The organism is Sphingobacterium sp. UBA7631 (genome assembly GCF_002483935.1).
GTDB lineage: Bacteria > Bacteroidota > Bacteroidia > Sphingobacteriales > Sphingobacteriaceae > Sphingobacterium > Sphingobacterium multivorum.
On the sequence record NZ_DLIX01000004.1, the window covers coordinates 25,022 to 37,880 of the forward strand.

The following is a 12,859-nucleotide window of genomic DNA, read 5'->3' on the forward strand; positions in this document are numbered from 1 at the left end:
AAAAAGCCACCTTAGTTAAACTAGGCGGCCATCTTTATTTTTTAGATATATCTTTAACTATTATCAGTTTTGACTACCAAGCTCCTCCAACGAGGATGACCCCACGCTACTCGTTCCGCTATCAGCACCTTCAGTATGATTACGCTCAACAGGATGCTCCGTTCCCTCTTCCTCAGGCCCGATAAATCCTTCATCAGCGGGCTCTTCTACTTGTGTCGAATCACTTTGCTCTGGTTCCGGATCACTATAACGCGGAGTTTCGCATTTGTAAGATTTCGTAATTTCAACAGTAGGACTAGGAAACTTACCTTGCGTATATCCCAATTGTTTGTCTTTATAAACAGACTCCATATACACCCCAAATATTGGTAATGCTGTACGAGAACCTTCTCCCGAATGAGAATTTTTAAAGTGAATACTCCGTTCGTCACAGCCAACCCAAACACCTGTCACCAAATCTTTAGTCACTCCCATATACCAACCATCTACATATTCGGAAGAAGTACCTGTCTTTCCTCCGATTTCATTTTCCTTATCAAATAAATCCCATTCCCACAATCCCTGAGATGTACCTCCAGGTTCTTCCATACCACCCCGCAGCATATACGTCATCAACCAGGCATCTTGTTTATCCACCACTTGTTTACGCTCCGCCTGAAAAGTGGCAATAACATTACCATCATGATCCTCGATCTTAGACACCAATAAAGGTGAGACACGCTCACCGTGATTCATCATCGTCGAGTACCCATTCACCATTTCAAAAACAGAAACATCATTAGGTCCTAACCCCACAGAGGCAACAGGATTTAATTTACTTGTAATACCACAACGATGTGCCGCATCAACAACTTTCGCGGGCGTAACCATATCAGTTAACTGAACCGTAACCGAATTAATGGAACGCGCCATCGCATGACGCAACGACATTTCACGATAGGAAAAATTCCAATCTGCATTTTTAGGCTCCCAAACCTCAACAGAATCTCCTTTATCAATCTTGATCGTAACAGGTTTATCCGTAATCTTATCACACGGAGACATCCCTGACTCCAAAGCAGCCAAGTATACAAAAGGTTTAAATGTAGACCCCGCTTGTCGCTTCGCCTGCATCACGTGATCATACTTAAAATATTGGTGGTTGATCCCACCCACCCATGCTTTAATTTCACCCGAGTACGGATCCATAGACATCATGCCTGCATTTAACATCATGGCATAATATTTCAAAGAATCCATTGTAGACATATCCTTTTGGATCTTACCACCATCCTTCCAATTATAAACTTCGATCTTCTTCTTTTTATTTAGGAAGTAATTGATGCTATCAGGGGTATTCGCATATTTTTTACTCAAAAAAGCATAATAAGGAGTTTTCTTTGCCAAATTATCCAAGAAGTTGGGTATAACCTTACCTGATAAATCACGCCAAGGCTCCTGGCCCTCCCAGGTGTTATTTAGACGTTGCTGTAATTCAATCATTTGTTTCGCCACAGCCTCTTCAGCATGCTTTTGAAGTTTAGAATTTATCGTCGTGTAAATTTTCAAACCGTCTGTATAGATATCATAATTGTTATCCTCAGACCATTTTTCCAACCATTTAGCTACTGCAGCACGTAAGTAAGAATCTCCACCCGCATTAAGATCTTGACTATTTGTATTCAAAACAATCTTCTCCTTAACCAGTTTATCATACTCTTCTTTTTTCAGAAAACCACCTTTATACATTTGACTTAAAACGGTGTTTTTTCGCACAAAAGCATTTTCGGGATTACGAATAGGATTATATAAAGTCGTACCTTTTAACATGCCAATCAAAACAGCAGCTTCGGTCTGATTCAATTGATTCGCTCCTTTCGAAAAATAGCGCTTTGCAGCAGTCTCAATCCCATAGGCATTATTACTGAAGGATACTGTATTTAAATACATCTCCAATATCTGATTTTTGGAATAACGTTGCTCCAATTTATAAGCCGTCATCCACTCCTTAAACTTCGTGATCACTAGACCCGCCACCGGAAGACGCGTCAACAATCCACCGGCCTTATTATAACGAGTACGATAAAGATTTTTAGCTAACTGTTGCGTAATTGTACTCGCGCCTCGTTTATCCCCTTTTAATGTAGAGATAATACCTGATCCTAGACCAAAAAAATCAACACCATTATGGCTATAAAAACGAACATCCTCAGTTGCAATCAACGCATTAGTAACAGACTTCGGAATACTATCAAATGGAATTGGATTTCTGTCCTCGTCGAAATACCGTCCAATTAAAACACTATCTGCCGTGTATAATTCCGTAGAGATATTAACACTAGGCATAACGATATCCTTTTTTGTTGGAGAATAACCAAAGAGCCACAAAAAATTCAATTGTATAGCACACACCAATATAATGATAAAATATACTGCTATAACAAGATAACGAAGAATCCTATTCTTAATACGTTTAAACATAAATGGAAATTTATCTTATATTCAACACATCCGACCAGCAAAAGGTTTTACACCTGTCCAATATGCCTTTTTATCTATTTTCAGGGGCTAAATATACAACTAAATAAATCGCTGTAATCAACTATTTACATTTTTTAACAATAAAAAACACCTGCCAAACAACTGTAAAATACGACATAATTCGAAAGGGTGGATTTTGGAAATTACAGCCACGATTAAACAACAAAAGACCTATAGGTAGAAAAAGGCCTAGTCTCAAATTTCTTTGCAACTTTTTCCCGCGTTCCACAAATATTATACCCATTTTTTATTTATTATCGATTTTATTTTAAAATAATAATGATATTTGTTTAAATTTAGATGTAAAAAAGTCAACTATTAGCATGTTAAAACAAACATTACAACAAAAGCTATTACAGAAATTGTCCCCGCAGCAAATACAATTTATAAAATTGTTGCAGGTTCCGACTGTTTCATTAGATGCGAGAATCAAGGAAGAATTAGAAGAAAACCCTGCGTTAGAAGATGGTAGCTTGACTAATATGACCGATCCTATAGAAGAATACCCCGATAAAGATCCAGATGACAATTTTGACAATGAAGACGGATTCGACTCAGAAGACTTTAGTTTAGAAGACTATATCCAGGAAGATGATTTCAAAGATTATGGCAATGGCTATGACTACGGAGATGACGATGACGACCGAAAAGAAATGCCTGTTGCAATTCAGCACTCCTTTTATGAGCAGTTACAACAACAATTAGACCTTTTAGCTTTAGATGACAAGCACTTTTTAATTGGCCAGCAAATTATTGGCAGTCTGGACGATGACGGCTATTTACGCCGGCCCATCATCAATCTTGTCGACGACCTCGCTTTTGGCCAAAATGTAATGACCGATGAACAGGAAGTATTGGATATGCTAAAGGTAATTCAAGATTTTGAGCCTGCAGGAATTGGAGCACGAGATCTGCAAGAGTGCCTATTGATCCAATTACAAAAAAAGGACACACAAAATCCCACAATCAAACTCGCTATTAAAGTCGTAGCGAATTACCTGGAAGAATTCACTAAAAAGCATTATGATAAATTAGAAAAATCTTTAGGCGTTTCATCAGAAGATTTAAAAAACGTAGTCAACGAAATTCTAAAACTTAATCCAAAACCAGGAGATTCTGGCGCAGTAGCAGGCAAGCAACTACATATTATCCCGGATTTCCATATCAGCAATAATGATGGAACACTGCATTTGACTTTAAATGGCCGAAATGCACCTGAGCTCCGCATAAGTCGTGATTACCAACACATGTTTGAACATTACGAGAAATCGGATCAAAAGGATAAAAAAATGAAAGAGGCTGTGCAATTTGTCAAACAAAAACTTGACTCAGCCAAATGGTTTATTGATGCAATAAAACAGCGTCAACAAACCCTACTAAAAACAATGAATGCAATCATGGAATACCAATATGATTATTTCCTCACAGGTGATGATCGTAAGCTAAAACCAATGATATTAAAAGACATCGCCGACAAAATCGATATGGATATATCAACTGTGTCGCGGGTAGCAAATTCAAAATACGTACAAACAGAATTTGGAACATTTCTCTTAAAATCGTTTTTCTCTGAAGCTATTCAAACGGATTCTGGTGAAGAAGTATCCAATAAAGAGGTTAAGAAAATATTGGAGGAGTGCATCGCAAAAGAAAATAAACGGAAACCCTTGGCTGACGAGAAACTCACTGAGATTCTCAAAGAAAAAGGCTACAATATTGCGCGGCGAACGGTTGCAAAATATCGGGAAGCATTGAACATTCCGGTAGCAAGATTACGAAAAGAGCTCTAAGAGCTCTTTTTGTTTTTCCTACCGACCAAATCCAAATTAAGAATAGTATCTTTGTGCTGTATTAAAATAAGCATTAAAGAATGAGCAAAGTAAAAGTTGGAGTTGTACAGATGAGCTGTACCGCAAGCAAACAAGAGAATCTCGAAAAAGCTATCGCTAAAGTAAAAGAAGCCGCTGCAAAAGGTGCGCAAATTGTGTGTCTGCAAGAACTATTTACCTCTTTATATTTCTGCGATGTGGAAGATTATGACAATTTCGCACTGGCTGAAGCTATTCCGGGTCCATCAACGGACGCCCTATCGGCTGTTGCTAAAGAAGCAGGTGTCGTCATTATCGCTTCATTATTTGAAAAAAGAGCAGAAGGACTGTACCATAATACAACCGCTGTATTGGATGCAGACGGTTCCTATTTAGGAAAATATCGCAAAATGCATATTCCAGATGACCCTGCGTTTTACGAAAAATTCTATTTTACACCAGGCGATTTAGGCTACAAAGTATTCAAAACAAAATTTGGAAAAATAGGCATCTTAATTTGCTGGGATCAATGGTATCCGGAAGCATCTCGAATTACCGCATTGATGGGTGCCGAAATTTTATTCTATCCTACTGCTATCGGATGGGCAACAGACCAAGATGAAGAAACCAACAAAGATCAATATAATGCATGGCAAACAATACAACGCTCCCATGCCGTTGCAAACGGCGTTCCTGTTGTATCCGTTAACCGTGTGGGATTTGAACAAAATGGTGCAATGAAATTCTGGGGTGGAAGCTTCGTGACGAATGGACAAGGTAAATTACTCTACCTTGCTTCACATGACAAAGAAGAAATTGAGGTCGTCGAACTAGATTTAAATGAATCGGACTATTTCAGAAAACATTGGCCATTTTTGAGAGACCGAAGAATCGAAACATACGCGCCGATCACCAAACGTTTTATTGACGAAGACTAATATTGGATATGCTAGCCATTTCAGTTTCGAAGGCATACCACTGTGCTGAAACAAACTGAAATGGCTTTTTTAATCCCGCTAAAATAAGTATGGAACAAAAAAAAACATTCACCCTGGACTATTTTGACAATTCCCCAAAACAACAGGGCTTCTCTTTTCCTGCAGAATGGGCAAAGCAAGAAGCCTTATGGTTGAGTTGGCCACATAAAGAGGAATCTTGGCCTGGGAAGATCGAAACAATATACAAACCTTATTGCGAATTTATTAAAGCCGTAGCAGCAGGGCAAAAAGTAAGGATTAACGTCGCTAATGAGGAAATGCAAAATTTTGCTATTACCGCACTCAAAGAAGTGACAACAGATTTTAGCAATATCGAATTCTACTTTAATCCGACTAACGATGCTTGGTGTAGAGACCACGGTCCCGCTTTTATTATTAACCAAGCAACAAATCAAAAAGCAGTAGTCGACTGGGGCTATAATGCCTGGGGTGGAAAATACCCTCCTTTCGACCTGGACGATATTGTTCCGACACGTATTGCCACAACATTCAACCTTCCTCTATTTGTCCCTGATATCGTCATGGAAGGCGGTTCAGTTGAGTTTAATGGCGCAGGAACAATCATGACAACAACGGCTTGTCTATTGAATAAAAACCGAAATCCACACCTGACAAAAGAGCAGATAGAAACTTATTTAAAAGAATTTTACGGTCAGGAACAGGTTTTATGGCTTGGAGACGGTATCGTTGGAGACGATACAGATGGACACATTGACGATATTACACGTTTCGTCAACGAAAACACCGTTTTAACAGTTGTCGAGGAAGATCCAAGGGATGAAAACTACGAGATACTTCAAGAAAATCTAGCAACACTTCGTTCATTTAGACTCTTAAATGGAGAGCCACTGCATATCGTTGAGCTCCCAATGCCAGCACCGGTCATCTATGACGAAACAAGATTGCCTGCTTCTTATGCTAATTTCTACATTGCAAACGATATCGTTGTTGTACCGATCTTCAACGATAAAAATGACCAAAGAGCACTGGATATTATCCAAGGCTGTTTCCCTACACGTAAAGTCATCGGTATAAATTCCGTTGACATTATTTGGGGGCTGGGAAGTTTCCACTGTTTAAGCCAGCAGGAGCCGGCACTGAGCTAAAAAAACTATCCATAGAAAAAATGTCCCCAAAAAGTTAAACACTCTTTTGGGGACATTTTTTATGATAAAAAGTCGAGCATAGTTTTGAGTTTTTTTTGTTAAACTGTGTTAAACAACTATGACGTTTACCCCAGCTTTTTCTAACGATTCCACAAAGCTTGTATTTACTTTGTCATCGGTAATTAATATATCAATTTTATCAAAACCACAAATTCGTCCGAAACTTCTTCTTCCAAATTTGGAAGAATCTGCAAGAACGACAACTTTTTGAGCCGTATCGATCATAATGCGATTTAATTGAGCTTCCTGCGCACTTGACGTTGATACCCCGTACTCCAGGTCAATCCCGTCTACACCCAAAAACAATTTACTGCAATAAAAATCCTGTAATAAATTTTCTGCATACTTTCCCGTTACGGATGTTGAGGTCTTGCGAAGCGTCCCCCCCATCTGCATGATTTCAACCGAAGGATATTTGATCAATTCCATTGCAACATTCAATGCCGAAGTCACTACAGTAATATTTCCTTTAGGAACAATCTGCTTTGCTAGCGACTGCATGGTCGTTCCTGAAGCTATAATGATGGAATCATTTTCCTCAATCATTTCAGCCGCTTTTTTCCCGATCCTGCTTTTATCATCCGAACGAAGTTTCTCTTTTTCAAATACGGTACGATCAGTCGTATAAGGATTATATTGTGTTGCCCCGCCATGCGTCCTAAACAACAATCCACTATCTTCCAACAAGGTCAAATCCTTCCGAATGGTCACAGAGGAAACGCCCAATTCCTCACATAGATCAATTACCTGAACTACGCCGACTTCCTTTAATTGTTTTAAGATATATTGATGTCTCTCTACATTTGTCATGGCTCTATTATAATATGCTGTTAAAATACTAATCTATTATCGGTTTGTTCAAAGGAAAACACCAATATCTGGCAAAAATTTCTCGATATGGGTAAATTCCCGCAAATATGACCCCCTACTTAAATTTCCCATAGTAGAATTGATGTTAAAATAATGAAATTATTTAATTTTTTCACCTTGGTAGTCACAAATTCATTTTTCTTTTTAAAATAAAAATGAATTAAAATTGCAAAGGATCAGGCAGGACATATTCATACTCCAGTTCCTCTTGAAGTAATTCACCCCTAACTATTTTTTGAATCGTATTCGTTGCTTCGAATGCAAGTGGCAAAATATAGCCATATTTTTTTGCCGACGCTAGAATTACGTCCTTTTTTTTAGGATGTAAGGGAGCAACAACATTGTATACAGTATGTTTAAGCACATTGCAAGATGCCGCCTCTAACAGTCTGATCACATCATCGATATGAACAAAATTGGCTGGCTGTTCACCCGTCGTACAAATACGTTCGGAAAAATATTTGGCAAAAACACGGTTTTTACCAAACAAACCTCCTAATCGATAAATTATGGTATCAGCCAATCCCAACATGCATGCTTCAGCAAGCAAGAGTTTTGATGAGAGCTCGGTTGTATCTGCATAGAATTCATCAAATACAGCATCTTTATCCGGATAAATTCCAATAGAGCTCAGAAAGACTTGTTTCTTCCAAGTAATGTGCCTGTAAAATGATTTAATATTCGAAAATCTGTTTTCAAGAATCGCTACACTATTTTTCTGACTTGCCGGAATACTGTTTAATACGAAGTCAAATTGAGTAGGTAAATCTATCCTTGCTGGAAAGTTTTCATAATCAAAGTCTAGAATAAATGAAAAAATACCATCGGCATTAAGCCGATGGTATTTTTCAGATGTTGTCGTACTAGCCCAAACCTCATGGCCTTGATACTTCATATGTAGCGCAAAAGATTCTGCAAGCCAACCACATCCCAAAATGAGTATCCTCATATTCTGATAAGACTATTAATAGGCTTTTGCAAAGAGTACACGACGATTTGAAGGCTTCCCGGTAAAGATACAAACACCTTCCTCTTCTTTCGCATCCAGAGGAATACAACGAATTGTTGCCTTGGTTTCTTCTTTTACGCGTTTTTCTGTTTCTGTTGTTCCGTCCCAATGACAAGAGATAAAACCACCCTTACCTTCCAGCACTTCTTTAAACTCATCATACGAATTCACTTCAGTGAAATGCGATGTCCTGAAATTTAATGCTTTTTGGTATATATTTTCTTGTATAGTACCTAGCAATTGTACAATAGTACCGGCCAAGCCCTCCTGAGCAACCGTTTCCTTCGTTTGGGTATCACGTCGCGCTAATTCTACCGTACCATTTTGCATATCTCTTGCCCCGACTGCGACACGTACAGGAACACCTTTTAACTCCCATTCTGCAAATTTAAAGCCCGGACGTTGAGTGTCCCGATCGTCGTATTTTACGGATATGTCGTTCACCCGTAATTCTTTTGTCAACTGATTCACGAATTCATCGATCTGTGCTTTTTCTGCATCAGTTTTAAAAATCGGAACAATGACAACTTGAATTGGTGCCAATTTTGGTGGCAATACCAATCCTTGATCATCTGAGTGAGCCATAATCAATGCACCCATCAAACGTGTAGAAACACCCCAAGAAGTCGCCCAAACATGCTCCAATTTTCCTTCTTTAGACGTAAATTTCACGTCAAACGCCTTTGCAAAGTTTTGGCCGAGGAAATGAGAAGTTCCTGCTTGCAATGCTTTTCCATCTTGCATCAATGCTTCAATACAATAGGTATCCAAGGCACCCGCAAAACGTTCGTTTTCTGTTTTTCTACCACGTACAACAGGCACAGCCAATATCTTTTCAGCAAATTCCGCATAGACATCAAGCATACGTTCGGTTTCTTCAATAGCCTCTTCTCTGGTTGCGTGAGCTGTATGGCCCTCCTGCCACAAAAACTCCGCAGTACGCAAGAAAAGACGTGTACGCATTTCCCATCGTACGACGTTGGCCCATTGGTTGACCAAAATTGGAAGATCACGATAAGATTCAATCCAACCACGGTAGGTATTCCATATAATCGTCTCAGAAGTCGGACGTACAATTAGCTCTTCCTCCAATTTCGCCTCTTCATCCACTACGATCTTACCTGTACCATCGTTTTTTAATCTATAATGAGTTACTACCGCGCATTCGGTAGCGAAACCTTCCACATGCGCAGCTTCTTTTGAAAAAAACGATTTGGGAATGAATAAAGGGAAATAAGCGTTGCTATGACCTGTTTCTTTAAATCTTTTATCTAAGATCGCTTGCATCCGTTCCCAGATAGCGTACCCGTATGGTTTGATCACCATACAGCCTCGTACAGCTGAATTTTCAGCTAGATCAGCTTTGATCACAAGCTCGTTATACCATTGCGAATAATCTTCAGCACGACTTGTTATTCCTTTACTCATATGAAATTGATAAATTATTGTAACATTATTACGTTAAATCCCGTCTGTAATTCTAATACGAAAAGCGTTCAATAAAAAATATTTGTATTTTTGATTACTTCGATTAAACCCCTTCGAGAAATCTGCGTCTAAGATAGTAAATAAGGCTGTATAATCGAAAATAAGGATTTAGGATATTATGAAAAAAAATAGATTATTTATCGGAGCACTTGCCATAACAGGAGCGTTCATGCTTGGTTCCTGCGGTACAAGTAGGCAAATCTATGGCGACGATGTCTATGGCAATAATGGGCAAGCGAGACAAAAGGTTTATCAAAGCCCAGATTACTATTACACAGATGCAGATCAGTCCCAACCAAACGGACAGGCACAAGGTGGTTACTATGATGACGAATATTCTGATCAGGATTACAACAATGATTCCTATGAAGATCTTGAATATGCAAACCGTATCAATCGTTTCTATTACGCTAGTCCGGGCATGACGTACTTTGACCCATTTTTTGATCCATGGTATGGTTATGGTTTCGGTGGTTGGTATGGATACGGCCCTTCATTCGGAATGGGATGGGGATGGAACTCTGGATGGGGTTCATCCTGGTCTATCGGCCTCGGATGGGGTTGGGGATCTAGCTGGGGCTGGGGCTCTCCTTGGTATGGCGGTTACAGACCTTGGGGTGGCTGGTATGGCGGCGGCTATTGGGGATCTGGTTGGTATGGAAACGGTTACTGGGGCGGTGGCTACTGGGGTAACTCAAGACCACGCTATGCATCAAGTAGATCTGTATACAGAGATAACTATAACACGCGCAGTTCATCATCACGAACCCGAACTTCAGGTGGATATGACCGTAACAGTGTTGCTCGGAGTTCTGGAGGATACGACCGTACTGGCGTAGCACGTGATTCTAGAGGCAGAATCACATCCGTTGCTAGTAGATCAAGAAATTCTGATGGCACGGTATCTTCACGGAGTTCTTCATACGATAGAACTGGAGGAAGAACAAGAACATCAGATGGCGTTTCGAACAGAGCTTACTCAGACGGTATGCGTTCAAGAACGTCAGACAGAGTCAATGGCTCCTATCCAAACAACACACGTAGCACCTCTAGCGGATATTATAATAATGATTCCAGATCACGAAACAGTTCGGGAGAGGTATCTCGTCCGATGAGCCGTTCGATGGAAACACGTTCCAGCAACCCAAGCTCAACGTCAAGACCGTCGTATACTCCGCCAACAAGAAGCTATGATAGTGGTTCATCTTCCCGCTCTAGCGGTGGTTTTTCTGGAGGTGGTAGTTCTAGATCTTCGGGAGGAGGCTTCTCTGGAGGCGGTAGCTCAAGATCAAGTGGAGGACGCACTCGATAGTTAAAAGCATTTAAACAGTAGCACGCAGCATCTTGTGTGCTACTGATTATTATTGACGATATTTTAGCATATGACAATCAAAAAATTACTTTTTGGAACTGCATTCGTTTTAGGTGCAGCAGGGACTACTCAAGCGCAATATACGAAAGATGTACTTTTATTCTCCCAAGGGGACAATGGCGGAACAGCTCGTTTTAAGGCCATGGGAAATGCATCTACCGCATTAGGTGGAGATATAAGTTCGATTACGAGTAACCCCGCAGGTTTGGGTTACTTCAATCAGTCTGATATATCAGTAACTGGCAGGTACCTGAACAATAAAAACAAAACCGACTATTTTGGTCAAAATTCAAACAGTAGCAAGAACAATTTCAACTTAGATAATGCTGGAATTGTTTTTCACTTACCAACTTACCGCAATGGCGGAAACTTAGATCGAGGCTGGTTAAATTTCAATGTTGGTATTGCTTACAACCGAAATTACGTCTATAACAACCTTTTAGAATATCGAGGAGTAAATAATACGAGTTCGATATCAGATGCTTATTCAGACCGTCTTTCAGATGTCGGAGGAACTCAAGGCTGGGGTCAGGAAGTCTATAACAACTCTTTGTTATTCGACGTAGACCCCAAAAATGCGGGTGCCTATATCCCAATTACTGTTGGCGGAACTTTTGATGGAAAAAATGGCTTTAATCAAGTAAACTCGATCTTAGAAAAAGGTAGTAAATCCGAATCTGTTTTGTCATTTGGTGCGAATTATAGCAACAAATTGTATTTGGGAGCCTCTTTAGGTTTCACTGCGTTTACGTACGACAATTCCAGCTGGTTTACTGAATATGGTCAAACAATGACCGCCGACCAATTAAAAGCCATCAACAAAGATTCAGAATTTTTAAAACCAACCAATGCCCAAAAGTATGCCATGTTGGATAAAGATTATGAATTATATGATGATTATGCGCAAGCCACTGATGGTACCGGTGTAGACTTTAAACTTGGGGTAATCTATAAATTTACGCCAACGTTTAGCATGGGATTCACTGCTAAGTCACCTACATTTATGAGCATCCGGGATGAATCATATAGCAATTCTGAGTTCCGTTACTTCAGACCAAATGAAGACAAATCATTTAAAGAGTATAGAACCAGTGATGACGCAGGGCACAGTTACTTGGAGTATAACATGAATACACCCTATAAATTGTCTCTTGGGGCAAGCCAATTATTCTCAAGAGGATTAATAACGGCTGATGTCGAATGGGTAGACTATGCCGCTATGCGTTTTAAAGATGTGGGAAATTACAGTAAAACGTTAGAAAAGAACATGAATCAAAACATCAAAGATACTTACCAAGGTGCATTTAATGCCCGAATTGGTGGTGAAGTGATGTTTGATAATGTATTCAGCGGAAGAGCTGGTTTCAATTACAGTGGCAACCCCTATAAAAATGCAGACTACACGAATTATACAGCATCTTTAGGTATCGGCGCTAAACTTGGCCGCGGCATGTATGTTGATTTGACCGGTGCGTATAATGCAGTCAACTACAAAGAAAGCCCGTATTTGATTAATGAGAACTACTGGAATAATGCTAGTCCGGTAGCCGATATAAAAAATCAACGGACTAATGTTGTACTAACAATTGGTTCTAAATTTTAAGAAGTATTTTTCTCAAAAAAAGTCC

The 12,859-nt window shown here is 39.5% G+C and carries 9 protein-coding genes; 5 read left to right on the forward strand and 4 right to left on the reverse strand.

The annotated features are described in order from the left end of the window. Positions 1 to 63: 63 nt before the first annotated feature. Entirely contained in the window at positions 64 to 2,325 is a 2,262-nt protein-coding gene (locus tag B3P16_RS04910) for a penicillin-binding protein 1A (RefSeq protein ID WP_312352068.1), read from the reverse strand. 518 nt (positions 2,326 to 2,843) lie between these two features. Between B3P16_RS04910 and rpoN the strand changes: the two genes are divergently transcribed. The 3 genes from rpoN (at position 2,844) to B3P16_RS04925 (ending at position 6,432) form a co-directional block, all read left to right on the forward strand. Further along, complete coding sequence (gene rpoN / locus B3P16_RS04915) at positions 2,844 to 4,310, forward strand: RNA polymerase factor sigma-54 (RefSeq protein ID WP_112376123.1); 1,467 nt, start codon at positions 2,844 to 2,846, stop codon at positions 4,308 to 4,310. Positions 4,311 to 4,390: 80 nt separating this feature from the next. Then, on the forward strand, positions 4,391 to 5,266 hold the full coding sequence (locus B3P16_RS04920) for a carbon-nitrogen hydrolase (protein WP_112376122.1): 876 nt from the start codon (positions 4,391 to 4,393) through the stop codon (positions 5,264 to 5,266). Between the two features lie 89 nt (positions 5,267 to 5,355). Continuing rightward, the gene (locus B3P16_RS04925; protein WP_286753757.1) at positions 5,356 to 6,432 is read left to right on the forward strand and encodes an agmatine deiminase family protein; all 1,077 of its coding nucleotides are present in this window, start codon (positions 5,356 to 5,358) and stop codon (positions 6,430 to 6,432) included. A 108-nt stretch (positions 6,433 to 6,540) separates the two neighbouring features. Here the strand turns inward: B3P16_RS04925 and agaR are convergent, their stop codons facing one another. From agaR to proS, 3 genes are all read right to left on the reverse strand, one after another. After that, positions 6,541 to 7,302 carry a transcriptional repressor AgaR gene (agaR, locus tag B3P16_RS04930; protein WP_046675473.1) on the reverse strand — a complete coding sequence of 254 codons (762 nt, stop codon included), beginning with the start codon at positions 7,300 to 7,302 and terminating at the stop codon, positions 6,541 to 6,543. Positions 7,303 to 7,522: 220 nt separating this feature from the next. After that, positions 7,523 to 8,311, reverse strand: a complete 789-nt coding sequence (locus B3P16_RS04935; protein WP_112376121.1) for a GDP-L-fucose synthase — start codon at positions 8,309 to 8,311, stop codon at positions 7,523 to 7,525. 15 nt (positions 8,312 to 8,326) lie between these two features. Then, complete coding sequence (gene proS, locus B3P16_RS04940) at positions 8,327 to 9,799, reverse strand: proline--tRNA ligase (protein WP_286841604.1); 1,473 nt, start codon at positions 9,797 to 9,799, stop codon at positions 8,327 to 8,329. A 178-nt stretch (positions 9,800 to 9,977) separates the two neighbouring features. Here proS and B3P16_RS04945 point away from each other — a divergent pair, with 178 nt between their 5' ends. Both B3P16_RS04945 and B3P16_RS04950 read left to right on the forward strand, forming a co-directional pair. Continuing rightward, positions 9,978 to 11,171 carry a hypothetical protein gene (locus B3P16_RS04945; RefSeq protein ID WP_084823262.1) on the forward strand — a complete coding sequence of 398 codons (1,194 nt, stop codon included), beginning with the start codon at positions 9,978 to 9,980 and terminating at the stop codon, positions 11,169 to 11,171. A 70-nt stretch (positions 11,172 to 11,241) separates the two neighbouring features. After that, positions 11,242 to 12,834 (forward strand): hypothetical protein, encoded by a 1,593-nt coding sequence (locus B3P16_RS04950; protein WP_286753755.1) that lies wholly within the window; start codon positions 11,242 to 11,244, stop codon positions 12,832 to 12,834. Positions 12,835 to 12,859: the final 25 nt, after the last annotated feature.